The 26,370-nt window shown below is 44.7% G+C and carries 22 protein-coding genes; 13 read left to right on the top strand and 9 right to left on the bottom strand.

Annotation, left to right across the window (positions count from 1 at the left end; all coding sequences use genetic code 11):
• Positions 1 to 95: 95 nt before the first annotated feature.
• Together KI742_RS10110 and KI742_RS10105 are read right to left on the bottom strand one after the other, a co-directional pair.
• A complete protein-coding gene (locus KI742_RS10110) occupies positions 96 to 1,571 on the bottom strand; it encodes a Na+/H+ antiporter NhaC family protein (RefSeq protein ID WP_005377816.1) in 1,476 nt (491 codons plus the stop codon).
• A gap of 18 nt (positions 1,572 to 1,589) precedes the next feature.
• A complete protein-coding gene (locus KI742_RS10105) occupies positions 1,590 to 2,933 on the bottom strand; it encodes a glutamine synthetase family protein (protein ID WP_017820915.1) in 1,344 nt (447 codons plus the stop codon).
• Between the two features lie 340 nt (positions 2,934 to 3,273).
• Between KI742_RS10105 and KI742_RS10100 the strand changes: the two genes are divergently transcribed.
• The 9 genes from KI742_RS10100 to KI742_RS10060 all read left to right on the top strand — a co-directional run bounded on the left by KI742_RS10100 (position 3,274) and on the right by KI742_RS10060 (position 14,020).
• Entirely contained in the window at positions 3,274 to 4,020 is a 747-nt protein-coding gene (locus KI742_RS10100; RefSeq protein WP_169628436.1) for a gamma-glutamyl-gamma-aminobutyrate hydrolase family protein, read from the top strand.
• Positions 4,021 to 4,038: 18 nt separating this feature from the next.
• Complete coding sequence (gene puuR, locus KI742_RS10095) at positions 4,039 to 4,596, top strand: HTH-type transcriptional regulator PuuR (RefSeq protein WP_005377813.1); 558 nt, start codon at positions 4,039 to 4,041, stop codon at positions 4,594 to 4,596.
• Positions 4,597 to 4,631: 35 nt separating this feature from the next.
• On the top strand, positions 4,632 to 6,116 hold the full coding sequence (locus tag KI742_RS10090) for an aldehyde dehydrogenase (RefSeq protein WP_285385910.1): 1,485 nt from the start codon (positions 4,632 to 4,634) through the stop codon (positions 6,114 to 6,116).
• 37 nt (positions 6,117 to 6,153) lie between these two features.
• The gene (locus KI742_RS10085; RefSeq protein WP_025766732.1) at positions 6,154 to 7,431 is read left to right on the top strand and encodes an FAD-binding oxidoreductase; all 1,278 of its coding nucleotides are present in this window, start codon (positions 6,154 to 6,156) and stop codon (positions 7,429 to 7,431) included.
• 17 nt (positions 7,432 to 7,448) lie between these two features.
• Positions 7,449 to 8,315 (top strand): N-carbamoylputrescine amidase, encoded by an 867-nt coding sequence (aguB, locus tag KI742_RS10080; RefSeq protein ID WP_132936616.1) that lies wholly within the window; start codon positions 7,449 to 7,451, stop codon positions 8,313 to 8,315.
• A 12-nt stretch (positions 8,316 to 8,327) separates the two neighbouring features.
• Positions 8,328 to 9,410, top strand: a complete 1,083-nt coding sequence (aguA, locus tag KI742_RS10075) for an agmatine deiminase (protein ID WP_213966575.1) — start codon at positions 8,328 to 8,330, stop codon at positions 9,408 to 9,410.
• 54 nt (positions 9,411 to 9,464) lie between these two features.
• On the top strand, positions 9,465 to 10,892 hold the full coding sequence (locus KI742_RS10070; protein WP_285385909.1) for an NAD-dependent succinate-semialdehyde dehydrogenase: 1,428 nt from the start codon (positions 9,465 to 9,467) through the stop codon (positions 10,890 to 10,892).
• A 14-nt stretch (positions 10,893 to 10,906) separates the two neighbouring features.
• Positions 10,907 to 12,178 (top strand): 4-aminobutyrate--2-oxoglutarate transaminase, encoded by a 1,272-nt coding sequence (gabT, locus tag KI742_RS10065; protein WP_154204640.1) that lies wholly within the window; start codon positions 10,907 to 10,909, stop codon positions 12,176 to 12,178.
• A gap of 345 nt (positions 12,179 to 12,523) precedes the next feature.
• Positions 12,524 to 14,020, top strand: a complete 1,497-nt coding sequence (locus KI742_RS10060; protein ID WP_239938553.1) for an EAL domain-containing protein — start codon at positions 12,524 to 12,526, stop codon at positions 14,018 to 14,020.
• 132 nt (positions 14,021 to 14,152) lie between these two features.
• Here the strand turns inward: KI742_RS10060 and KI742_RS10055 are convergent, their stop codons facing one another.
• Complete coding sequence (locus KI742_RS10055; RefSeq protein ID WP_213966577.1) at positions 14,153 to 15,040, bottom strand: DMT family transporter; 888 nt, start codon at positions 15,038 to 15,040, stop codon at positions 14,153 to 14,155.
• A gap of 110 nt (positions 15,041 to 15,150) precedes the next feature.
• Here KI742_RS10055 and KI742_RS10050 point away from each other — a divergent pair, with 110 nt between their 5' ends.
• The 4 genes from KI742_RS10050 to KI742_RS10035 all read left to right on the top strand — a co-directional run bounded on the left by KI742_RS10050 (position 15,151) and on the right by KI742_RS10035 (position 17,078).
• A complete protein-coding gene (locus tag KI742_RS10050) occupies positions 15,151 to 15,633 on the top strand; it encodes a MarR family winged helix-turn-helix transcriptional regulator (RefSeq protein ID WP_053350391.1) in 483 nt (160 codons plus the stop codon).
• A gap of 23 nt (positions 15,634 to 15,656) precedes the next feature.
• Positions 15,657 to 16,010, top strand: a complete 354-nt coding sequence (locus tag KI742_RS10045) for an MmcQ/YjbR family DNA-binding protein (RefSeq protein ID WP_017633985.1) — start codon at positions 15,657 to 15,659, stop codon at positions 16,008 to 16,010.
• Between the two features lie 119 nt (positions 16,011 to 16,129).
• Positions 16,130 to 16,564, top strand: coding sequence for a DUF962 domain-containing protein (locus KI742_RS10040; RefSeq protein ID WP_005377800.1), 435 nt, complete (start codon positions 16,130 to 16,132; stop codon positions 16,562 to 16,564).
• A gap of 202 nt (positions 16,565 to 16,766) precedes the next feature.
• Positions 16,767 to 17,078 (top strand): hypothetical protein, encoded by a 312-nt coding sequence (locus KI742_RS10035; RefSeq protein WP_005377799.1) that lies wholly within the window; start codon positions 16,767 to 16,769, stop codon positions 17,076 to 17,078.
• A gap of 146 nt (positions 17,079 to 17,224) precedes the next feature.
• Here the strand turns inward: KI742_RS10035 and KI742_RS10030 are convergent, their stop codons facing one another.
• From KI742_RS10030 to pilW, 6 genes are all read right to left on the bottom strand, one after another.
• The gene (locus KI742_RS10030) at positions 17,225 to 18,316 is read right to left on the bottom strand and encodes a sulfate ABC transporter permease (RefSeq protein ID WP_213876487.1); all 1,092 of its coding nucleotides are present in this window, start codon (positions 18,314 to 18,316) and stop codon (positions 17,225 to 17,227) included.
• 1 nt (position 18,317) lies between these two features.
• Positions 18,318 to 18,794 carry a hypothetical protein gene (locus KI742_RS10025; RefSeq protein ID WP_017633987.1) on the bottom strand — a complete coding sequence of 159 codons (477 nt, stop codon included), beginning with the start codon at positions 18,792 to 18,794 and terminating at the stop codon, positions 18,318 to 18,320.
• A 9-nt stretch (positions 18,795 to 18,803) separates the two neighbouring features.
• Positions 18,804 to 21,980 carry a response regulator gene (locus KI742_RS10020; RefSeq protein ID WP_080276910.1) on the bottom strand — a complete coding sequence of 1,059 codons (3,177 nt, stop codon included), beginning with the start codon at positions 21,978 to 21,980 and terminating at the stop codon, positions 18,804 to 18,806.
• 156 nt (positions 21,981 to 22,136) lie between these two features.
• Complete coding sequence (locus KI742_RS10015) at positions 22,137 to 24,293, bottom strand: GGDEF domain-containing phosphodiesterase (protein ID WP_285385905.1); 2,157 nt, start codon at positions 24,291 to 24,293, stop codon at positions 22,137 to 22,139.
• Entirely contained in the window at positions 24,293 to 25,222 is a 930-nt protein-coding gene (locus KI742_RS10010; RefSeq protein WP_137281932.1) for a phosphate/phosphite/phosphonate ABC transporter substrate-binding protein, read from the bottom strand. The genes KI742_RS10015 and KI742_RS10010 overlap by 1 nt, the downstream gene beginning before the upstream one ends.
• 267 nt (positions 25,223 to 25,489) lie before the next feature.
• Complete coding sequence (gene pilW, locus KI742_RS10005) at positions 25,490 to 26,215, bottom strand: type IV pilus biogenesis/stability protein PilW (protein WP_017820928.1); 726 nt, start codon at positions 26,213 to 26,215, stop codon at positions 25,490 to 25,492.
• Positions 26,216 to 26,370: the final 155 nt, after the last annotated feature.

Below are 26,370 nucleotides of genomic sequence, written 5' to 3'. Positions count from 1 at the left end.
ACTGAACGGCGTAAAGTAGTTTTAAGAGGATCATTTGACTTGATAGAACAAAACCCCGCTATTTTTGAGCAGGGCTTTGCAATTAGATAAAGGGGCTAACCGATAATGAAGAAGAAAATCGCGGTTGCAACAATACCAATCAACGCATAAGGAAACTGTGTGGTTGCGTGTTGCATTGCTGTACAGCCTGAGCCTTGTGCAGATAACACGGTTGAGTCACTAAAGAAACAAGAGTGGCTCCCTGCCGCTGATGCTGAAAGCAGCGCTGCAACGGTTAAGTGTAGAGGCACACCAAGCTGTTCGCCCAAAGGTAGAACAATTGGCATCGCTACTGCAAACGTTCCCCAAGACGATGCCGTTGCAAATACCAACGCGCCCGTAATCATAAAGATAATCGCCGGGAAGTAAGACGCTGACAGGTAAGGGCTGACGGTCTCAATGACATATTGTGTGACGCCCAATGAGTCGTTGACCGATTTCAACATGAAACCACCAATAACGGTCGCAAGCGGCAGTAGCATAACCTTAATGCCATCATAAACAGCTTCGAACATGTCGTTCATCGAGATCAGTTTTTGTGCGCCGTAAAAGCTAATAGTAAAGATTAACGCGACGAAAACACCAGCAAGTAGATCGATACCAAAATACCAACTTGCGGCAACAAGTACGATCATTGGTAACAAGAAGTTGACAAGGCCCATGGTTGGGTTGGTATGTGCAGATACATCGGGACCAAAGTCGACATCTGTTGCACCGTCTGGACGAACTTGACCATTCTTCGCACGCTTTTCTGCCTTTTTCATCGCACCTAGATCTGGGATCTTTTCCATTGCAACCAGCAAAACAATCACCAGCGTTACCCAGCCGTAAGCCATGTATGGAATAGCTTCAATGTATGCTTTGATACCATCTCCCGCTTCTGCTACTCCGTTTGCTTCTAGCAACGAACTGAAGAAAATTGCCCAAGTGGAAATCGGTACGAGGATACAGATAGGCGCGGCGGTTGAATCCACAAGATATGAGAGCTTTTCACGCGAGATTTGGTAGCCGTCCGTAACTTTTTTCATTGAGGAAGAAATTGCAATCGCATTCAAATAATCGTCGATAAAGATCAGAATACCTAAAGCAAAGGTCATCAGCATCGATTGCTTACGGCTTTTTACTTTCGTGACCAGCATGTCGGAGAAGCTTAAGATACTGCCGCCTTTCTCCAAAATAGCAATTAGGCCGCCCATCAAACCACAAACGAGGATGATCCAAGCAATAGTTTCATCCATCATTACACTCATGGAAATATCAACAATCTGTTCCACCGCTTCAGTTGGGTTAAGCAGAAGAACACCGGCAATAGCGCCGCTAAAGAGGGCTTCCACAGTTCGGTGTGTTGTCAGCGCAAAGACCAATACCAACGCCGTTGGTAAAAGACTCATCCATCCGTAGGCTTCGCCTTCCTCATGGTTCAAACCGATTGTGGTAAAAAAGACAAACGTCGCAACCGAGATTAAAGAAACAATAATGTGTTGAGAGTTGATTTTAAGAGGCGCATCCAGCGCCTTGGTCTGCGTAGTCATAAAGTTCATTTCCTTTGTTTATGCCGAGTGCAACATCCAGTCGATTTCCAATGGAGTAATAGCTCGCTCAAATTCTGCGAGTTCACTCTGTTTGCAAGCTAGATACAAATCGATAAAGTCTCTTGAGATGTATTGAGCCAGCTCACTGTGCTCCAGTCGCTCTAGAGCTTCTGACATACGCAGAGGTAACTCAATTGCATCATCACTGAGAGTCGGTGGACATTGATCTTTGGTGTAGCTTTCACTCGCTAATACTGCGGAAAGTACTACTGCAGCGAGAATGTATGGGTTAACGTCAGCGCCTGCTATACGATGCTCTATACGGCGATTTTTGCTATCGCTGATAGGCACACGCAACGCAACACCGCGGTGGTTTTCTCCCCAATCGGCTTTGGTTGGGACGTAAGCGCCAGGAACAAAGCGACGGTAAGAGTTAACGTTAGGACAGATTAGGGCCATGGCATCGGATGTTTGTGACAGCATCGCTGCCATGGTTTGATAGAAGAAGGCGCTCGCTTGACCGTCTGGCTGGCTAAAGTGGTTGTTACCATCTGTATCAACCAAGCTGAGGTGAATGTGCATGCCATTACCCGCTTGCTCACTAAAAGGTTTCGCCATAAATGTGGCGTCAAATCCGTGCTGATGAGCGACTTGGCGAATCAAGCGTTTTGCGATGATGATTTCATCACATGCTCGAAGTACATCTTTAGAATGGTTGAAGTTGATTTCGAACTGCCCTGGTGCCGATTCAGATAGGGCTCCGGAAGTGTTTAAACCTTGTTCTAATGCAATTCGATTAAGGTCGGCCAAGAAATCAGCGTAGTCATCTAGTCCATCAAGGTCGTAAACCTCGGTATCTTTTTCTCGAGTTTTTTTCGTGGGGTTAATTGCCGTTAATGGTTCGCCATTTTCGCCGCGGGTTTTGTCTATTAAATAGAACTCCAGCTCGAGCGCGACACAAGGATATTGGTCTTTAGCATGCAGTGTTTGCAATATAGAAGCGAGAATGTTTCGGATGAACAGTGGGTTAGGGTGCTGCCCGGTTTCATCCATCATACTAAGCAGTAGCTGACCAACTTGTTCTTTTGCCGTCGGCATTAAGGTGCCGCTGATTGGATAGCAGAGATTATCTGGCTCTCCGAGATCTTCTCCCAACCCGGCCGTTTCAACGACGTTACCTTTGGTATCTAGGGTGATGGTCGAAAGGGGGAGGGCAACACCTTTATTTAGTTTTTCTAGAGCATCTATCGGGATGCGTTTTCCTCTTGGGGTGGCATTTATATCGGTAAAGATGAGATCGATAAATTCAATATCGGGCCATTTTTGTTTAAAATTTTGTACTTCCTGTAGATACGATTCCATTTTCTTCTCCAAATAGCCTGACGAGTAGAAATTAGAAATAACCAAATTAACAAATAAATTACAGCACTCTGAACGAGTTGTTTGTTTTTCAGGTTATTTTTAATTTAAACATGCACTTACACTGTGCTTTTGATGTTTAACGGCTGGTTTTTATGTCTTTCTGTTAACTATTTTGTAACAGTTGGTTTTGTTTTGTTCAATATAATGAGCATAAATATTCAGTTTTGAAGCCTAAAAAGTGCGTCAGATCACGTTGTGACGATAATAATGGTCATCTGTGTTGATAATTTTGTACATGGTTTGTAGGGTTTGTGTTAAATAAATTGAACATGGACATATCATGGCAGATACACACAAACCCATCATTGGTGTGGTTAGCTGCGCTAAAGAGTTGGGTGGCTATCAGATACAAGCGGTCAACGACTTTTACCTTCGCGCCATAAAGGATTTTGGAGGGCTACCGATTATGTTGGCTCCCGACATGTCGGGCAATGACGTAACCACCATCCTAGACATATGTGATGGTTTTCTTTTTCCTGGCAGCCACTCTAACGTTGCGCCACATCGATACAATGCAACGCACGAAGAGAGCTACAAAGATGAAGCTCGTGATGAGCTCTCATTCACGTTAATTCGTCATGCGGTTGACCAAAACATTCCGTGCCTTGGTATTTGCCGTGGCTTTCAAGAGATGAATGTCGCACTCGGTGGCTCGTTAAACCCAGCCGTTCATGACTCCGGCTTCAATGACCATCGTGAAGCGCCTGTTGAAGATTTCGAACAAAAATACGCGCCAGCACACGCTGTGCTAGTTCAAAAACAGAGCTTATTTGAACAATGGCTGGTGCAAAATCATTGGGAAAACACCACCTTCTTTGAAGTGAACACACTACACAACCAAGGCGTCGATCAGCTTGCTCCTCTATTACAAGTAGAAGCTAAAGCCCCGGATGGCTTGGTAGAAGCATTTAGTCTTCCTAATCAAAAATTTTTCGTTGGCGTGCAGTGGCACCCAGAATGGGAAGCAAAAACCAATCATTTCTCTCAAATTTTGTTCAATGAATTTATGATGGCTACCTCTCGTTAAACGTTTGGAGCTGTATGAATGGACAATCAAGAGATTGGTAAAAATATTGTTCAGTTACGAAAAAAACATGGATTGTCACAAAGGGAACTAGCCGAGCGCGCTGGTATTACCCACAGTGCAATCTCATCCATTGAAAATGGCAAAGTGAGCCCGTCGGTCAGCTCACTACAAAAAATCGTTAATGTATTTTCTTTATCGTTATCAGAGTTTTTCACTTTTGAACAACCTTCGAACGATGAAGTGAAAGTAGTCATCAAGCCGTCAGATCTTGTGGAAATCGGAAGCGAGACGGTGTCCATGAAACTGGTCACGAATGGCGACAAAGATCAAGTCATCGGATTCTTGATCGAGGAATACGCACCTTATGGAACCACTGGTGCGGCAGAAATCAAACACGAAGGCGAAGAGATTGGCACCGTATTAGAGGGCGAAATCACTCTGGAATATAAAGGGCAATCTCATGTCATAACAGCGGGCGAGTCGTACATTATTGATACGACGAAGCCCCATCGATTTACAAATCACACAGACAAGGCTTGTCGAATGATAAGTGCGCATACGCCAACCACATTTTAGTGGGGGCTTGCCTTGTGTGATCACAAGGAGAGCGTATGAAAACCCAAGAGCAATGGATTGAACTAAAAAACAATCTAAACATCGAAAACAGGGCGTACATTAACGGTGAATACAGTGCCGCTTTAACAGGGCAAACCATCCCGGTAGTTAACCCAGCAACAGATGAGATATTCACCGAAATCGCCCGTTGCCAAAATGAAGATGTTGATCTCGCAGTTTCATACGCTCGCCAAGCATTTCAATCCGGTCAGTGGAGCGAGAGCAGCCCAGCTCATCGCAAAGCAGTGCTTAAACAGTTTGCTGACTTGATTGATCAAAACCAAGAAGAGTTGGCTCTGCTAGAAACGCTTGATACCGGTAAGCCTATCTCTCACAGCTTCTCTACCGATATTCCTGGCGCGGCGAGTGCATTACGCTGGTACGCAGAAGCAATCGACAAAGTATACGGCGAAGTTGCCCCAACCGAAAAAGATGTACATGCCTTTATTTCCCATCAGCCAATTGGCGTGGTCGCTGCGGTTGTGCCGTGGAACTTCCCCCTTTGGCTTGCGTGCTGGAAGCTTGGCCCTGCTTTAGCCGCTGGTAACAGCGTGATTCTAAAACCGTCAGAAAAATCTTCTCTCACCGCGATATTCCTAGGTCAACTTGCTTCTCGAGCGGGCTTGCCAACAGGCGTTTTCCAAGTCGTTACGGGTTTTGGTCATGAAGCTGGCGACGCGCTGGCGAAACACCAAGACGTAGACTGCATCGCCTTCACAGGCTCGACGCGCATTGCAGGTCAACTGATGGTCAGATCGGGTGAGGGCAACCTAAAGCGTGTGTTTGCAGAAGCGGGCGGCAAGAACGCGAACATCGTGTTTGAAGATTGTGATGATTTAGACCGCGCAGCAGCAGACACCGCTGCAGGGTGTTTTTACAACCAAGGTGAGGTGTGCGTCGCGGCAACCCGCCTGCTTGTTCACGAAAGCATCAAAGAGCAGTTTATAGAAAAAGTTATTCAAGCGTCGAAAGCGTTCACGCCAAAAGACCCAATGGACCCAAGTTCATCAATGGGTGCGCTCATCGACCAAGATCATAAATCAAAAGTATTGGAATACATCTCGTTAGGTGAATCAGAAGGTGCAAACGTACGTTGTGGCGGCGATGTCGATGGGCAAGGTGCATTTGTTTCCCCAACCATTTTAGACAACGTCGACAACAAGATGCGTGTCGCTCAAGAGGAAATTTTTGGTCCGGTGCTGTGTGTCATTCCATTCAAAGACGAAGCGCAAGCAATTGAGATCGCTAACGATTCGAAGTACGGCTTAGGCGCGGCACTCTGGAGTAGCAATATCAACCGCGTTCATCGCGTAGCAAAACGACTGCAAGCCGGCTCGGTTTGGGTCAACAACTATAACGAAGGTGACATGACGGTTCCATTTGGTGGATTCAAAATGAGCGGAAACGGTCGAGACAAGTCTCTCCACGCGATTGAAAAATTCACCGAAACCAAAACCACTTGGATTCGCCTCCATCCTTAAGCCTGCTGACGATTACGATAAATAAAGGAATAGTTCTATGAACAAGCATACGGATTCGTTCTACGCGCACTCTGTGCCAAACATGCCGGAATACCCACAATTGCAAGACAACATCGAGTGCGATGTGTGTGTAGTCGGTGCGGGATTCTCTGGTCTTTCTTCTGCGCTGCACCTTGCGGAAAAAGGTTTTAAAGTCGTTGTGTTAGAGAGCGCAAAAGTGGGCTTTGGAGCAACTGGTCGTAACGGTGGCCAAATCGTTAACAGCTACAGCCGAGATGTTGACGTGATTGAAAGCCGTTACGACCAAAACCAAGCCAAAGCTCTGTGCGATATGATTTTTGAAGGCGGCGATATCATCCGTGGCCTGATCGACAAATACGACATCAACTGTGATTACAAGCAAGGCGGCTTGTTCACGGCACTGAACAGTAAACAACTCAAAGGGCTAGAAGAACATAAGAAGAACTGGGAGCGTTACGGCAACGACCAACTGACTCTGCTTGACGCAGGAGAGGTAGAACAAGCGGTAGGCACTAAAGTATACACTGGCGGCTTACTGGATATGCGCGGTGGTCACATTCACCCGCTTAAACTGGCATTGGGTGAAGCTGCTGCGTTTACGTCTCTAGGTGGTCAAATCTTTGAGCAGTCGGCGGTCGTGTCGATTGATAAAGGGATTAACCCAGTAGTGAAAACGGCGAAAGGCAGCGTGAAGAGCAAGTACGTGGTACTGGCAGGTAACGCCTACCTTGGTGGTTTGGCACCAAACATCAGCAACAAAGCGATTCCGTGTGGCACACAAGTGGTGGCGACTCAGCCTTTGAGTGATGAGCAGCTAAAACAAGTGCTGACCAGTGACTACTGCGTTGAGGACTGTAACTACTTGCTGGACTACTTCCGCTTAACCGCCGATAAGCGTTTGTTGTTCGGAGGTGGTGTGGTTTACGGAGCACGTGACCCAGAAAACATTGAAGCACTGATCCGTCCGAAGATGGAAAAAGTCTTCCCACAATTGAAAGGCATCAAGATTGATTACACCTGGACAGGTAACTTCTTGCTGACTTACTCACGCATGCCGCAATTTGGCTCGTTTGCAGACAACATTTACTACCTACAAGGCTACAGCGGTCACGGTGTAACGTGTACTCACCTAGCAGGTAAGTTGCTGGCCGAAGCTCTGACCGGACACGCAGAACGCTTTGACGCGTTTGCTGCACTGAAACATTACTCCTTCCCGGGGGGCCGCCACTTCCAAATTCCGTTTACGGCAATGGGCGCGGCTTACTATAACCTACGTGACAAACTGGCGATTTAAGAGATAAGGAATATCCAATGAGTAAAGTAGTGAAATTTGCAGCCCTTCAACTGACGAAAAGCTGGGATCTGGAGGATAACTTAGCCAAAGCAAAAAAGGCGATTCGTGAAGCAGCACAAAACGGTGCAAACGTGATTCTTCCGCAAGAGCTGTTCGCTGCGCCTTACTTCTGCAAAAAACAAGAAGCAAAGTATTTCGAGCTTGCAGAAGAAACGGAGAATTGTCGTCTTATTAAAGAGATGAGTGCGTTGGCTAAAGAGCTCGGCGTGGTGATTCCTGTCAGCTACTTTGAAAAAGCGGGCAATACGTTTTTTAACTCGCTAGTGATGATTGATGCCGATGGTACGGTACTAGATAACTACCGCAAGTCACACATTCCTGACGGCCCGGGCTACAGCGAGAAGTATTACTTTAGCCCTGGCGATACCGGTTTCAAAGTGTGGCAAACCAAGTTCGGTAAGTTCGGTGCTGGCATTTGCTGGGACCAATGGTTTCCAGAGCTTGCACGCAGCTTGGCTCTGCACGGCGCGGAAGCGATTTTTTACCCAACTGCAATCGGTTCTGAGCCTCAAGATCCGACACTGGATTCACGTGACCACTGGCAACGTACAATGCAAGGTCACTCGGCAGCAAACCTCGTTCCAGTGATTGCGTCAAACCGAGTGGGCACTGAAGTCGATGATGGTATCGAGACCACGTTCTACGGCTCTTCTTTTATCACTGACCACACTGGTGCAAAAATTGCCGAAGCACCGCGTGAAGGTGAAACCATCATTTACGCAGAAATCGACCTCACTACGACAGCGAAAGCGCGTCACGCGTGGGGCTTGTTCCGCGACCGTCGTCCAGACCTTTACACCAGCGTTGGCAAACTAGCCGTTTAAAGAGGCGTTAAAATGAAGTTATCGACAACACCAGCGCAGGATGGCTTCTATTTTCCGGCTGAGTTTCAGCCGGTTAGTGAAGTTTGGCTAGCGTGGCCAGAAAGGAAAGACAATTGGCGTGATGACGCATTACCCGCGCAAGAAACCTTTGCCAGAATCGCGAACTTAATCGCGGAAGTGACCAAGGTGTGCGTGGCGGTATGCTCGCACAACTTTGACCGAGCGCGTCAAATGCTCCACTCAGACGTACGTTTGGTGGAAATCCCATTTAACGATGCGTGGATGCGCGATATTGGACCGACCGTGCTTGTGAATCAGGCGGGCGAGCGCCGTGGGATTAGTTGGCAATTCAACGCGTGGGGCGGCGAATACAACGGGCTTTACGATAACTGGCAGCAGGACGATCTTGTCGCTGGCTCGGTATGCGACATCATTGGTATTGATCATTACCGTGCTCCGTTTGTACTTGAAGGAGGGGCGATTCACACCGATGGTGAAGGCACCCTTTACACCACAGAAGAGTGCTTACTCAGTCCGGGGCGAAATCCGCAATTGAGTAAAGCGCAAATCGAAGAGCAGTTAAAGGCGTACCTCGGTATCGAAAAAGTCATTTGGTTGCCAAATGGTTTATTCAATGACGAAACAGACGGCCATATCGACAACCTGATGCACGTTATCGCACCGGGTAAAGTGGTACTAAGTTGGACCGACGACCCAAGCGATCCGCAATACGCGTTGTCTCGTCAAGCGGAACAAGTACTGAAATCTCAGCACGATGCGAGAGGGCGCGAGATTGAAATTGTCCGTTTGCCATTACCGGGTCCGTTGCATTACAGCGAGCGCGAAGCCAATGGCATTGACGCCAGTTCAGGAATGAGTCGACAAGCTGGCGAACGCCTAAGTGCCTCTTATGCGAACTTTCTTATCGTCAACGAGCATGTGTTCTTGCCGATGCTGGACGAAGAGACCGACGCTATGGCGATCGATATTTTGCAAAACGCGATGCCGGAGTACCAAATCATCGCGATACCGTCGAGAGAGGTTTTACTTGGCGGAGGGAACATTCACTGCATTACGCAGCAGATCCCTGCTTAAACATAAACTCGCCGCTAGCTTAGCGGCGATGATGAGTTGTCAAAAGGAATGACCATGCAACAGATACAAAACCAAACCCTTGTTTCGTTTATGGTAGCGAACCCACAACAGGGCATTGCAGTGACTAATCCGGCGACCGGAGAACTCCTCGGGTACGCACCAGTCTCAACCGAAAACGACATTTTAAATGGCATTGAACGTGCCAGTGTGGCGCAGAAAGAGTGGACGGCACTGCCAGCAAAAATGCGTGCTGGCATGCTCAATCGTTGGTTCCAACTCCTGTTAGAAAACAAAGCCGACCTTGGCCGTTTGATGACGTTAGAGCAAGGTAAGCCGCTAGCGGAAGCTCAAGGTGAAGTGCTTTACGGTGCGAGCTTTATCGAATGGTTTGCTGAAGAAGCGAAACGTACCTACGGTGAGACGGTTCCTGCCCCAAGTGCTGACAAGCGTTTGGTGACCATCAAACAGCCAATTGGTGTCGCCTGTGCGATTACGCCTTGGAACTTCCCAATTGCGATGATCACGCGCAAAGCAGGTCCAGCTTTAGCGGCAGGCTGTAGCTTTGTCGTAAAACCATCTGAATCTACGCCGCTGTCTGCGTTTGCGGTCGCAGAGCTTGCCTATCAAGCGGGTATCCCTCGCGATGTGCTGCAAGTGGTATTGGGGGAAAACTCCCGTCAGGTCGGTGCTATCTTCACTTCGCATCCGTTGATTCGCAAGTTGTCTTTCACTGGCTCTACCCAAGTTGGTAGTGTGTTGATGCAGCAAAGCGCGGCGGACATTAAACGTACCTCAATGGAGCTCGGTGGCAACGCGCCATTTATCGTATTCGATGATGCCGACATTGATGCAGCCGTGGCGGGTGCGATGGCGTCGAAGTTCCGTAACGCAGGCCAAACGTGTGTTTGTGCGAACCGTTTCTATGTACACAGCAAAGTGTATGACGAGTTTGTTGCTAAGTTTGATGCTGCGGTTCAGCAGCTCAAAGTTGGTAACGGATTGGAAGAGGGGGTCAACATTGGTCCAGTGATCAGCGAGTCAGCGAAGCAAGGCATTCAAGCGTTGATCGATGGTGCTATCGAGCAAGGCGCGAAGCCGGTTTCAGAACTTAAAAAGCTCGATGGTCTATTTATGCAGCCAGTGGTTCTCAAAGACGTTACTCACGACATGAAGATTGTTTCCGAGGAAATCTTTGGCCCTGTCGCGCCAGTGATTCGTTTTGACAGTGACGCACAGCTGATCGACATGGCGAACGACACCATTTACGGTCTTGCGTCGTACTTCTACAGCCAAAACATCCACCGTGTTTGGAAAATCGCAGAAGCGCTCGAATACGGCATGGTCGGCATTAACGAAGGTATGATCTCTACTGAAGTGGCTCCTTTCGGTGGTGTTAAGCAGTCCGGTATCGGACGTGAAGGTGCAAAACAAGGTATCGATGAATACATGGACGTGAAATATCTCTGCTTTGGCGGCAACTAATTAAGGACAAAACAATGACAAACCAACAACTACACGAAAGAAGAAGCCAAGTTATCGCTCAAGGTATGGGCGCATTGTACCCACTTTACGTCGAGAAAGCAGAAAACGCTTACGTATGGGATATCGAAGGCAACAAATACATAGACTTTGCAGCGGGTATCGCGGTAACTAACACCGGGCATTCTCACAAACGTATCAGTGAAGCGGTAAAAGCTCAGTTGGATAACTTCTCGCACACGTGTGCGATGGTTACGCCGTATGCGTCATTCGTTGAGCTGGCAGAAAAGCTGACAGAACTTGTACCAGGTGAGACTAAGAAGAAAGCGATCTTTCTAACCACTGGCGCCGAGGCGGTCGAAAACGCAGTGAAAGTAGCGCGCGCTCATACGGGTCGTAGCGGCGTGATAGCATTTAAAGGCGGCTTTCACGGTCGTACTAACATGACGATGGGGTTAACTGGTAAAGTTGCGCCGTACAAAGCGGGCTTTGGTCCTTTCCCGAACGAAATCTACCACGCGCCGTACCCAAATGCGTTCCACGGCATCAGTGTGGAGCAAAGCTTACAAGCGATCGACGATCTATTTGCTTGCGATATCGAACCTTCACGCGTTGCGGCGATCATCTTCGAGCCAGTGCAAGGTGAGGGCGGCTTCTACAAAGCACCTGAAGCGTTTGCACAAGGCTTGCGTCAGCTGTGTGATAAGCACGGTATTATGCTGATTGCCGATGAAATCCAAACGGGTTTTGCTCGTACCGGTAAAATGTTTGCAACAGAGTACCTAGGCATTGAACCAGACCTAATGACAATGGCGAAAGGCATTGCTGGTGGTTTCCCAATCTCAGCGGTAGTTGGTAAAGCGGATGTAATGGACTCCGCACTGCCTGGTGGTTTAGGTGGCACTTATGCGGGCTCGCCACTTGGTTGTGTTGCTGGTCTTGAAGTGCTGAAAATCATCGAAGAAGAAGATTTGTGTGCTAAAGCGATGGGCATCGGTGAAGTGGTCAATGCACGTATGACCAAACTGCAACAATCTGTGCCTGCTATTGGTGAAATCCGTACTACGGGTGCGATGATGGCGATTGAATTTACTGACCCAGAATCAGGTAAGCCGCTACAAGAGATGACCAAATCGGTGATTTCTAAAGCGCAAGAAAACGGCCTTATCCTGCTTTCTTGTGGAGTAAAAGCGAACGTGATTCGTCTGTTACCTCCACTGACCATCGAATCTGACGTGCTAAATGAAGGCCTAGATAAGTTGGAAAAAGTGATTCTTGAAGTGGCGTAATTCACGCGCTTTTAAATAGCAATAACAAATCAAGGAAGCGGTTGGCATCAATCGTTTCCTTTTTGTTTTTTAGCGTATCTGCTGCCTATCTAAAGAGCATTGCTCAAGCTCCAAGTCGTCACTTTTATTACGGATGACTTAATAATTGTGCTCGTTCTTACTTTCCACTTAGTCGCTACTTTGTTCTCCTCGAATGTGGTTTGGTGCTCACATTCTAAATCCCGACATCTGAAAGCCACTTGAGTCTATAATTTTATTGAGCGTCATTCCTCACTTTTTGGACTATAAAAATGAGATAGTATTCATATCCCACTTAGGTTGCTTGACAGATTAGCAGGACGAACTTTGATAACAAAGAATACAAGATATGCCATTTTACTCGGCTTAGTTCCCATCGCCATATTTGTAGTGGCCTTTCATTCGATAACCAACTTTTACGTCAACTCGGTAAAAGCGTCGAAAATAGATGCTTACGTAGATTATTTAAATCAAAGGTCTGCCTATTTGGACGGAGCAATAGTGAAGCAGATTGCTCAGTTAGATTTTACTTGTAGTGATAGTGATGTAAGAACTTTACGCGACCCACGTTTTTATAACCGTTACATTCGTTTTATTGCGATGACCACAGAAGGCGGAAAAACGTGTTCCACGGTTGGTAGTGAAGTGTCTCGCCCATCTAGTAGTGAACGATTTCAGATGGATGAGAACTTTTTCGCATCACTTATTTTGCCGCAACAGAATGACCAAATAGAGTGGATGGTCATTTATGATAATGAACACGTTGAAGTCTTCTGGGTGCTTGATAACAGTTGGGTTAACGAGGTAATAAAAACGCCTTGCAAAGACTGCCTATTTGTAGAGTTTAAGTATGATGAACCAATATTTGGTGATTTAACGATAAGCCGTGGCAAAGCGAATATTGCAGGAGAAGAAAACGCACTCTCAAAAGAGTTTTTCTTTTCAGGAGAGTCTCAAGCCAACATGCTCATCAAGATATACAGCGGTGAAAAACTTAAAAATTATGCTCAGGAAAGAGTACTTTTGTGGGGCGGTCTTGTAAGTGTGCTTGCTGGTCTTGCGACTGCCTTTGCATACATATCTGGTAAAAGCTTGAGAAAATCCATTACTGGTCTAATTGAAAATGGGATTAGTAATGCAGAATTTATTCCTTACTACCAGGCGATTGTCGATAGTCGCGATGGTAAGACAGTAGGATACGAAGCTCTGATTCGATGGTCGCGGCGTGATGGAATGGTGCCACCAAATATGTTTATTGGTGCTGCAGAAGAAAGTGGCCTGATTATCCCGATGACCAATCAGCTTATTCGTAAAATCATACAAGACTTAAGTGACTTGCCCGAGCATACGTGGGTCAGCATCAATATTGTTTCCTCCCATTTAGAGTCAGGCGTATTAACGAAGTTGCTGTCGGAGTTAAATTGGCCAATCTCGAATAGAATTCATTTTGAGTTGACCGAGAGAATACCAGTAAAAGACACTGAGGCCGCGAAAAAAGAGATTTTGTATTTAACGAATAAAGGCTACAAGTTCAAAATTGACGATTTTGGTACCGGATATGGTGGCTTTTCTTACCTACAAGATTTGGGCATCCGATGTTTAAAAGTGGATAAGATGTTTATTGATCCAATAGGATCTGACGACCAAAAATTGAAAGTGCTGGACTCAATTGTGTCTGCAGCGAACAAAGCGGAATGTGAGATGATTGCAGAAGGCGTAGAGAGCCAGGCTCAAGTCGAATACCTGGCTCAGCATGCGATTTACCTTATTCAAGGTTATGTTTACGCTAAACCTGAGCCCCTGACTAACCTTGCAAGCGCTTAACAGCCATAATGTCATAACATCCCGCTTTAAAGGTGCCAGTTTCCTAGGTTAGCGCTGAATTCTGCTGATGGGCTCACACTTGAGGATTCCTAACACTCTCATTACTCCTAGAGTGTTAGGAATTAACGTTACCTAGGAGGAGAGTGCGGCTCTTTTCGTTTTGATTGACGTAATGAGCTGAGGTAGTAATGACATTACGATCATTCCCAGCATTAAGCTGTATTGCAGAGGAGTGAACGTTTCCCCCAATAGCAGTAGGCCCGAAACAATGCCTGCGACTGGGTTTGCAATACCACCAAAGGTAAAATCTACGACCGACATCCGCTGTAATAACCATACATACATGCCATACCCTAATGCGGTGTTCAGAATAATTACCCACAGTAACCCTAGAATATTCGTCATGGATACGTCCTGAACGACCGTAACATATGGCTCTGGATTGTTTATCGCCAGCACACTTGTTGCGATAGACATAATCACACCACCCAAAATGAGCTGCCATGTTAGCACTGTCCACCAGTGCATTTTTGTACCTAGTGACTTTGTTACGCTACTTCCTATCACGATGCACATAATGGCGGAGATCATCGCAAGTAAGCCCACGGGTTCGAGAGAAATAGAGCTAGGAGCAAATAAGAACCAAGCTAAAGCAATCAAAGTTGCGCCGCTTATCGCTTGAATGCCACTAGGCTGACGTTTGTAGACCGCCCAACCAAACAGCATCGCAAAAACGGGGACCGAAACCATACCAACACCAGAGATGGCAGAAGGAAGCGTCAACGCCATGACAAAAATGAGGCCAAAGAAGCAAGCGATGTTGATGGTTCCTAAAACAAGCAGCACCTTCCACTCACTTCTTTTTGGAAACGAGGGCTTTATTGCCAGCAACAAAAGACCCGCAGGCAGTGCCCTTAGAGCGCCAAGTAAAACGGGAGGCCAGTCCGGTAGAGTAAACTGAGTAACAGCGTAAGTCGTCCCCCAAAAAAAGGCAGGAATCATCGCAAGTAAAATGTTCATGTTAAATATCTTTATGTAGAGATAATTAAATGTAACGATATCGGCAAGGTGGCTTTTTGTAAAGTATCTTTATGTTAAAATAAAAAATATATGATGTTTGGAGAGAAATAATGGATGCAATTGATAGAGTGGTAGAGCAGTGGGCTAGGGAGAAGCCAGACCTCGACACTGAACCGATGGCAATAATGGGTCGACTAATGCGAATTGCAAAACACATGGAATCTAGGGTCGCCGAGCTACATAAGAAGTACGATCTGAAAATGGGTGAATTTGATGTGTTAGCGACACTGCGTCGAGCTGGTTCACCATATTGTCTTACTCCCTCAGCGTTAATAGAGTCGATGATGCTCACTTCGGGTGCGATGACTAATCGCTTAGATAAACTAGAGAAGAAAGGGTTTATTACCAGAACCCATAGTAAAGAAGACCGACGTAGCGTCACCGTTGAACTAACAGAGCAAGGCTTAACCTTAATTGACAAGCTAATTTTGGAGCATGTAGACGTTCAGCAATCGTTATTGCATGGTTTAGAAGGCAATGAAAAAGCGCAGGTTAACCAGGCGTTAAAATTGCTATTGCCACAATTTGAATGAGAACGCAGAAGGAGGTAGGGGATATGAAAAGCAAAGAACTAGAACAATACTTAAGTACCTTCATGTGTGCAGAAAGCGATTTCCCATTTGGGCCTGAAGCGCTTGTATACAAAATCAAAGGCAAGATGTTTGCCATCATTGCAGAGAGAAACGGTCGGGAGTATGTCAGCGTAAAAGTAAAACCAGAAGATGGAGAAGTCTTAACGTCGCAGTTTACGGATATTATCCCGGGTTATCACTTAAATAAGCGTCATTGGATAACGGTTTATTTTAACGGTGATGTCGAGGATGGGTTGATTCAAGACTTGTGTGAACGCTCTTATGCTCTTGTCGTTGCCAAGCTGCCGAAAGCACAACGAGCGTTGCTTGGTGAGTAATCGGCAACGCACTGGCCTCTGTTGTTTTGTCGCTCGTTGCTCCTAGCCTTTACGGAAAAATTCGCACCTTTTTCATCCTCGGGCTATATAAGAATAAGAAGGTGGAAAAGGTGAATGATATGCGAGCATTATCTGAATGGCTAAAAGAATACGGGGAGAGTCACCAAAACCCTATCAACCAAAAGATTCACACAATCGCAGTTCCAGGTATTTACCTTTCTGTGGTTGGACTTATTTGGTCGATTCCCCAGATTTCATTATTAGGCTTCGAACTTAATTGGGTTTGGGTAGCGGTGATCCCCACTTGGGTTTTCTATTTTCGTTTGTCTCTGAGCGTATTCATGATGATGATCGGCTACACATTAGCGTGCATTGGACTTATTTGGTCTCTAGAGGTATTGATGTTGCCCGTTCTGCATATTTCTATGCTTTTGTTTGGCGTATTGTGGATATTGCAATTTATCGGTCACAAGATTGAAGGTAAAAAACCGTCGTTTTTTGAGGATTTACAGTTTCTACTCATCGGCCCGATTTGGGTGTTCAGAAAACACTAGCGATAAGCAAAATCAGGCATCATCCGAATGACACAAGACATATAACGTTCAGAGATTATGTAGCTCTTACTACATAATACCTCTCCTTCTTACTGCCACGACAAGCATTCACTTTAGATACGCACTATGATTAAAGAGGTGCCAACGCACTTTACGCTATCGAGATACTTAAACTTACGGCAAGTTTACTTTAGGGGGATGAATGTACGACCGACAATATAAATATGCCTATTGGAGAGAAGAGCGTAAAAAAGGCAAATGGCACTATATATTAAAGTCCTTCTTTATGATTTGTTGTGCATTACTGCTTGGTAAAGTCATCGGTTTGTTCATTTTTGGAGAGCTGCATTCTTTAAGCGACATTTGGGAACAACTCCCTGCGGATGTTTTTATTATGATGCTCGTGGGCTTCCCAATTAGTGTCCTTGGTTGGTACCATGAAGAGTCAAAGTTTTTCCGGGCACTGCGACGCAAAGAAAAGCGGTTAAAAGGCAATCAAAACAAACCGAAATAGAGTAACCTTTGTCTCTGTTTGGATTGCCACTTACCTATCTGATCGATTCTATCCCTTCCAGTCGTTTAGCGTCTAGTTACGTGTTGCAAAAAGCCTTCTTAATACAACAGCCCCCAGTGTTGTGGAAATTGGTACTGTAAGAAACATTAAAAAACGAAGTTGAGCATTAGCGTATAAAGGCTCGCACTGTCATCCTTTGGGGCTGATGAAAACGCGCCAGAGCTATTATTGTAGGCGTTGAACCTTTGCCATTCTGCGTTCAGGGAAACGTTGTAATCTAGGTCGTATCTCAACCCGAGTAAGAAACTGTCTCCACTTTTTTTATCCCGACTATTAAACTGCTGACCGTAAACAATATAAGGAGTCAGCTTGTTTACATTATAACTTGTTGTCGCGTACCAAGATGAGGAAAGATTGCTGGTCTGTCCTTCTGCCATAATCACAATGTTATCGAGCTCGTATCTTAACCCTAGAGAAAACAGATCGATCGTGTTGTTTTTTTCTGTTTCAACTAGACGGTCAATGATTGTGGTTCCGCCACCGGGAGTGGACTGCTCAATGTTAGAGAGCGTCGTTGTTTGATCATAATCGCCGTGGAGGTAGGAAAAATTCCAACGATAGCTCTCTCCGCTTAGCGTTAAGTTCATCCCTGCAGTATTGTTTGACTCAATTTCCAATTCAGTACGTTCATTGATGGTTACGTCACTATTGTCTTTAAACCCGACAAACGGCATGGCGGTAAGTACGACTTGCTCATTGAGGTCATGAATCCAGCGTGCAGATAGGCCGTTATAAGCCGTGATACCTAGAATGCTGTCATATACCTCATTCGGTGGGCGGGCTTGGGTAAAAGCGTGGCCGACATAGTTGTACTCAGACATCAAAAACAGTGGCAGTCTTAAGCGTCCTCCTCGTATTTCTATGTTTTGATAGGTATAAGCCAAATACGCCCACTCGAGCTGAGGCGAGCTCCAATGGTCTTGCGGGCGCTTTACGACTTGTGCGGATGCCCGAAATGCCTTGTGAAAATAATCGAGCTGCATGCCGAAAGTGGTATCGCAATCGAAACAAGATTCATCGCCAATAAAGCGGTTAACTAGTAACGTAGTTGGGTTATCGGATTTTACCCACGAAGTAGAGCCAAAACCACTTAAAGAAAGTTGTTCTGTTAGTTCAATCGTGGCTGAGCTCGGAAAGGTCGCGATACTCAGCGATAACATGGTTAAATATTTTTTCATATCAATTCTCCGAGCTAACCACACATAAAACATGAGCATTACTAGGGACGCTCGATGTTGGGGCATAACCAATTCTATTCGGCTTCTCTTGCATCCATGCTATGAGGTCATCAATGCTGGAGCGTGCAATCACTTTTGGCGGTCTAGCTTTACCTGAAAAAGACAAGCTTGCCCAATGCGCGTTCATTTGCGCTAAATTTTTGTTGAGAAGATAACGATAGAACTCAGCTCTTTCTGTTGATGTCGCAGGCCAGTCAGAGAGTTCAATTCGCTGGCCTTGTAAAAGTTGCGTCTTCCCTCTGTACAACTTTCGCGCTTTATTGACAGTGAGCGGAGAGAATTCGTCATTAAATGAGAAAACGGCGTAGCTCTCTGCAGCGAGAGCTTGGCAATTTAATGAAAGAAGGGCAATCAGAATAAACAGATAGCGTTTTATGTAACGCAAAGGAAAAGCAACGCGAGAATGATTTCTACTCATAGAATCCACCTACATTGCTTGTTCAATTTGATACAACAGTTTTTCTTTGCGCACAGGCTTTGGTACGTAGGCATCCATTCCTGAATCAAAGCAGCGTTGAATGTCATCATCTACGACGCTTGCTGTTAATGCGATAATGGGCGTCTTAGCTAATCCTTTACTCGCTTCATAAGCTCTAATTTGCCTAGAAGCTTCAAACCCATCCATTATGGGCATCATGCAATCCATCAAAATAACATCAAACTTTCCATCTTTTTGGAACATTTCGACTGCAATTTGTCCGTTTTCTGCGACTTCGAATTGATAGCCTGCTTTAGATAGCAATAGAGAAGCCACTTTCTGGTTCACTCTATTATCTTCGACAAGCAAGATGCGTTCGGAGCGAATAGGCGTTACCGTTGCTTCTGGTTGCTCAGAACTTGCAGGTAGTTCATGAGTTTTATCGGGGGTGGTGTTCTCTTGGTGTGGTTCAGCAGGCGTCGTGTTGGAAACACGTAACCCAATTGCCTTATCTAACTTCTCTTTAAGCAACCCTGCTTTAAACGGTTTGGGCACATAGTCATCCATTCCAACGTCAAAGCATTTTTGTATATCGTCATCGACCACACTTGCCGTTAGAGCAATAATCGGAATTCTGAAAGCGCGTTTTTCTTTTACTTCTATTTGACGAATTATTTGGGTGGCTTCAAATCCATCCATTACGGGCATCATGCAGTCCATTAAAATTAGGCTGTATTGATTCTGTTGAAATTTCTCAACCGCTTCTTGTCCGTTTACAGCGACATCAAAGTCGAAGCCAGCTTTTGTGACGTGTAGCCCCGCGATTTTTTGATTGACCGTATTGTCATCAACGACCAAAATTTTCGGCAGAGATTTAACATGTTGCGCTGAAGTGCTCTCTTGTTGTGCGTGCGAGAAATTTGCCGCACAACTTTCAAGTGCTTTAATTAAGCGCTGCCCTAGTAGTGGCTGAGTGACCAAGGCGCTGATACTGTTTCTAAAGTCGAATTGTGGGCTATGAAGGTGCTTGATGAGGCAGACACGAATGTTTCGTTTACAAAGGCTTTCTATCTCATCGATATGCATCGCCGCTGCATTTGGTGATGCTTCTACATGAATAACGATAACGCGCTCGTTATCAATCCACGTTGGCAACGCACTTAAGGTATCTACTGACTGCGTTATATTGATGTTGAAAAAACTTAACTCGTTACGCAGTTTTTGTTCTAGTTGAGTACTGCTGCATACAATCCATATATCGTTGTGATTCAGAGCGTGATAAGCGTTAAACTCTTGCGTCACAACAGGTGCAGTTAGTTCAAAGAAGAAGCGACTGCCTTTACCTTTCTCGGATTCAAGTTGAATTTCTCCACCCATTAGCTCAACTAATTGCGTGCTAATGGCAAGCCCAAGTCCAGTTCCCCCAAATTGTCGGGTAGTAGAGTTATCCTCTTGGGCAAATGGAGCAAATATTTTCTTTTGCTGCTGGGCATCAATACCAATCCCAGAATCTTTAACGGAAAACTCGATGACCGCTTCACCATTTTTTATTTCGCGGGTGATGACCGATAGCTCTACACTGCCTTGTTCGGTAAATTTTACCGCGTTAGACATGAAGTTCATGACAACTTGGCGTATACGATGGTCATCCAACATTACGTGGTAAGGCGTGTTACGGCTAATGTTGACTTGCACATCGATGCCTTTTTCCTTTGCTTTCGGTGAAATGATAGAAGCAATGTCATAGATAGACTCTCGAACACAAGTTGAATGTGGGCTAATGAGCAACATCCCAGATTCAATTTTTGAGAAGTCTAGAACGTCATTAATTAAACTCAAAAGCAGTTGGGAGGAGGTTTCAATCGTGTCGACGTAATCGCGTTGTGTGGCAGTCAGGGAAGTATCGGATAAGACTTCAGAGATACCAATAACGCCATTTAGCGGCGTGCGGATCTCGTGGGACATGTTGGCCAAAAAGCTACTTTTGGCTTTACTCGCCTTAATTGCATCATCTTTTGCTTGTTCTGCATCTTCTTTAGCTTGTGTGAGCTTTAGTCTGGACAACATCCGCTCATCACTAAGCTTTTTTACCTCTCGAGCAAACTTACTCAGCTCGTCTTTACCCTTTATTAGTTGAGCAAGAGGTGAATTTTCAGTGTTACTTTGTTCATTGCTTTCGTTACTGAGAAATTTGAGGACTAGATTCAAGTTTCCAGTAACTTTTCGCACCAATCTTAGCGTTAAACTTACGACCAACAGCGTTAAAAGGCTCATCATTGCGATAAAGGTAAAGCGGTGCTGTGTCGTCGTGTTGATTGTCTTTGATATATCATCACTCAGCTGTTGTTCCATTTTGTCGTCAACACTTTGTAATAACGATAAGCGTTTGTTGAGTGCAGATAACCCCGCATCAATCTCATCCGGGGTTAATGATTTGAGTTGAGCTGGTTGCAATAAATAAGCACGAAACTCTTGGCTTTTGATAAAGACTTCACCCGTAAACGTCTCAATGAGCAGATCTACTTGTTGTTGATTGGCATTTAGCGTCACAAAACGCTCTAGAAATAGTTGTTGGTTCTGGATTAAAGATTGGATAGAAGCCTGTGTTGTGAGGTCATACTCGTTATTTTCCTCTGAAGATCGAATCAAATATTCGCTTAATCTATGCTCTTCAGTGGACCAAAACATCAACCATTCAAGTTGCATCAAAGAAGAAAGGTGAGTGTTTGTTTCATAACTCACATTTCTAAAATAGACTTTGTCTAAGCTCATGAGGATTTCTTTGAACGTATCAGCGCGCCACTCTGCCGCATCTAACTTTTCTTCTTGATTTTGCGAAGAGAGCATCGAGAGGGTTGCTTCCTCAAAGCTTGTCAACTGGTTTAGTATCTCAGCGTTTTCACCGAATACTGGTGCAGCGGTGTCGCGTAACAATTGAGATATCTGCTGAGTTTTTAGTTGCTTATCTATTACATCAGGGTTATTCGGTAGGTGATAAAGCGAAGATACGCGGTCGATGTAGACAGAGAATAACTGTGCTTTTTGTAGTTCCTGAGCCTGGATAGAAAGGCTTTGTACATGTTTACCCGCGAGGACAAGCAACAATAAAATTGGCAGCAAAACCAACCCAAATAGCTTTTGTTTTACCGACAGGTTGTTCCAAGAAAAGATTCCTACCACGCGCATTTCCATATCCAAGAAGTTGATATGAAAAGTGTAGTTTATTTATCTCAGATGTTAGATTTTAAGAGAAAATTCATATTAATGAGGTGGGGGAAGTGTGACCGATATTGCATTACGAGTACTAACGCGCTAAGCGGCAATAGTTAACAAAACGGCGTTCTAAGCAAAGTGATTGACGCTTTGAGCGCCACTCCCTCGTTGGTATTCAAATGCAATCAATTCCTCGGCAGGTACAGGTCTACCTAAGAAAAAACCTTGTACGACGTCACAGTGGAGAGATTCCATTCGTTTGAGCTGAGTTTGAGTTTCTACGCCTTCGGCTACTACTTTCATTTTTAGGTTGTGAGCCATGGATACAATCGCGCGAACTAATGAATCGTCTTGATCGCTTTTTCGGATTTGAGCGATAAATGAACGATCAATCTTGAGCCCGTCAAAAGCCATATGTTGTAGGTAGGCAAGGGCTGAATACCCCGTACCAAAGTCATCTAGCCAAACTTCCACTCCGATACTTTGTAGTTTTTTAAGCACATATTGAGCTTTCTCTGTATCATCAATAAAAAGTGACTCTGTCACTTCAACATGAATGGTTTGAGGGGCAACATCATGTCGTCGTAAATACTTAGAAAATAATTGACTTAAATCTTGGCGATAGATTTGCCTTGGGGATAAGTTTAATGCGATGTGAAAATCAGTACCGAAATGTTCTGCCCACATTGCCCGCTGAGCAACTGCCGTCTCAATGATATGTTCTCCAAGCTCCAATATTAAATCACTTTGTTCTGCGATCGGGATAAACGATTCTGGACTGATATAACCTTTCTCGGGATGATTCCACCTAACCAATGCTTCGACCCCAATTAGGCGATAGGTTTTTAGATCAAATTGTGGTTGATACCACAGCTCGAATTGAGACAAATCACGTACTGAACGACGCAGTTCTCGTTCTATGTATAAACGTTGTTTAATCGTTTCATCAAACGTGGAATCGTATATCGTCATAATGTCTTTACCGCGTCTTTTGGATTCCTGCGCCGCAAGAGAAGAAAGCTGTAAAAGAGACTCAGCGTTTGAACCAAATTCTGGATACACAGCAATTCCGAGGCTTGCCGTAATTTGAATATCGTTCTCTTCCAAACTAAAGGGAGAGAGTAGTTGGCGATGAATATCGTGCGCTTTTTCTGTAGCTTCATGATTGTCCGAGCACGGAAAGGCCAGTACAAATTCATCCGCACCTACTCGACTTACGATGGTAGAAAGGCGGTAAAGCGGCTTAAAATAACTCGGCAAACGGCCTTGAAGCTCTGAAGCAAGATGGCCTAGCAATTTATCCCCAATGTTATGTCCGTAGTTATCGTTAATGTGCTTAAAGTCATCCAAGTCAATAAACACAACCGCAAGTGAGGGGGATTTGTGGTCAGTTATTTGCGTTTGAATATCAATGAGTAACTTTTCTCGGTTTGGCAGGGAAGTCAGAATATCGTGGTACGCCATGAACTCAACTCGGCTGGTGTATCGGTTCACTTTGTTTGACATTTTGTTGTACGCCGAAATAAGTTCTCCCACTTCATCTTTGCTTTGTATGTCGGTGACTGGCAGCGCTTGGGTATTTGACTCTGAAAATTGATCTTTTAGTTGCTTGAGTGGCTTAGTTAACGACCGCCCCAAAGCATAAGCGATGATGCTACCGAATAGAACGGATATCCCACTGATCGTTAGCAGCAAGTTAAACATCTTCTGTTTATCGTTTGAGGTAATCGCTTGGACTTGTTCAATGTTCTGTTCTTTCTCTTCCAGTAGGTGTATCAAGTTAAGCTCAAGATACACCGCCCCAAGAGTAATGTTTGATTGCTGAATCGGCGCTGCGATCTCCAACTGATGCTTGGAAAAGGAAACGAGAGTTCTAGATTCTTCTATTGCTTTCAAAATAAAAGGAGAGCGGTAATGAGGTTGGGCAAACATCCTTAGCTGAGTAGTGCCGTCGTGAAAGATTAGCCCTTCATTGTCAACAACATGTATTTTCGAGACATCTGGCTGGCTCAATGTTGCCTTAATTTGCTCATACGCTTGACTGATATTGTCTGTATAGAGTGGATCAAAAAGCTGTTTTGATAATAGCTCTGCATAAACCAACCCTTTTTGCTTAACGTAAGATTCTGTTTTTTCTTGAGAGTTGTTCGTGATTTGTTGAGTTAAGCTATTTGAATATGCATCGTAACCGTGCATGTATAACGCAAGATTTATCACCACAACAAACAAGACAACGAACATTGTCGAGCAAATGTATTTGGTTTCGAGTGAGAGCTTTTGAAACATCAATCCACCTTCGGTAATAAGTGAACTGACTTGCGCACTGTACTTAAGGAGGCTCGCATTTCTGGAGTAAGCGCGCTGAATTTTTTGGTGTTCTGAAACTTTTTAAGTGCGAGAGAGCCTTCGTGAGTTGTATCCATATCAAGCAGTATGGACGTGATTTTACGCTGTTGCTCTAGGCTCATGCTTGGAGAAGCGAGAATCAAATCCCTGGGTATTTCAACAGAACGAGAAAAAATCGCTAGTTTGTCTTTCATGTTCTCTGGCAAATCTTTGGGATTGTTCCAGTTGAAGTTACTGAATGCTCCTGCTGCAACTCTCTGTTTATATACCCATACAGATAGGTTGATTTCATTTGACTGAGCGAGTTGCTCATCAAGGAATAAATAACCAATGCTGTCTTTGGCCGGTTTGTCATCAGGAGAGGGAAGGTATTGCAGTTTTTCTCCGTGATTCAGCAATGTAATCGCAGGTAGGTAATAGCTGCTGGTAGACGTGCGCTTTTCGAAAACAAGCGTTTTTCCGCGCAGGTCAGAAAGTGACTCAATGCCACTCTCTTTATTAGTAAAGAACACCGTATGATATTTTTGCAGGCCTTTTTTCCATCGTATAGCAAGGATTTGGCTATTAGACTCCTTTTCTAAGGTCATCGCATTAAAGGGGGTCGCCGTTGCAATTTGAACGGTGCCATTTTCAAGCGCAACCGCGAGCTGACGATAATTTTTAAATACCTTTACCGCCCCTTTTGCGTAACCATATTCAGTCATATTTTCAGTTACATACTGAGTAAGGGGCGTCGCTTTTTTGATTTTGCTTTGGGCTTTATTGGACACAATGCCAAATGTGAATGTTTTCTCAATATTTTCTTGTGCACTGACGACAAAAGGTGAACTCAGCAAAGTGAGTAATAACAGAGTGCAGGCAGGTTTCATCCGGCTTCAACTTCCTTCTGGTGCATGTCAGTAATATTTAGTATTTATCAATGTGCCGAAATCAATCTTAAAAACAGTATGATGTACAAATTTCGTTGTGTGCGCAATTTTTATAATGTGACTTGGTCACTTATTCCGTTCAAATAGTACCGAATTTGACGTTTATGTACAGGATGAATGTATCACCGTGAGTCTGAATTCACTGGATTCTTGGTCAAGCGCTGTATTGGCTGTGAGCTAATGCGCCTTATGTATCGCTATTTTGTACTAAGAAAATTTTTCCAATTGTTTTTGATACTTTTTCTCGAGAGCTTCATTGCCTGCTGCACGTTCAAGTTGAATCATGAGTTGCAAAGAGGGCTTCTTCACGCCATACATTTGATTGAATCTCATTAATCGAATTCTAGCTTCAGTATAATCACCGCTATCAATTTCTATTTTAGCGAGTTGCAAAATCGATTTTGGTCTATGAGGGTCATGATCGATAGCTCTAGTAAAGTAGTATCTCGCTTTGTCTTTATCTTGTGATTTTAGCGCACAAAAAGCTGCATTCTCATAGCTCGCTGGAATAAGGTAGTAATAAGGCTGCTCAATGGCTCGATTAAACATCTGATCGGCTTTTTCGAAGTCACCTCGCTTGCAAAGAAAAGTACCGTAGTTATTGAGCACATTTCCGTTTTTAGTGTGTTGGCGTAGAGAGCGTTTATACATCTGTTCGGCTTTAATATCTTCACCAACCGTTTCGTAGTAGTGAGCCATAGATAATTGCGCGCGATAGTATTGAGGTGCGTGGTTTAAGGCTTGTTGTAAGTTATCATGCGCGCGAATCATGTTACCGCCGTCTAAATAACCTAAGCCAAGTGCGATACGTGATTCTGCCATTGCCACAGGATCGGCTTTAACGACAGGGCTTCCATCTTCTTTCACCGTCACGCAACCCACGAGTGCAAACTGAGACAATAATATTAGTGCACCGAGCTTTGCTGTTTTCATTCTTTATCCCTACATCCTTGAATCTTTCTGCATGATATGAATTACTTAGCAAAAACCTATTGAGGAAAAAACACTATGCGATCAGGTTTGCAAACTGTTATGAAAAAGCCGCCATATGGCGGCTTGGTTCACATATTACATTTCGGTAATGATGA

The sequence above is a fragment of the Vibrio sp. D417a genome (genome assembly GCF_030248595.1).
GTDB classification, from domain to species: Bacteria; Pseudomonadota; Gammaproteobacteria; order Enterobacterales; family Vibrionaceae; genus Vibrio; species Vibrio alginolyticus.
This window is presented reverse-complemented; position numbering and strand designations above follow the sequence as displayed.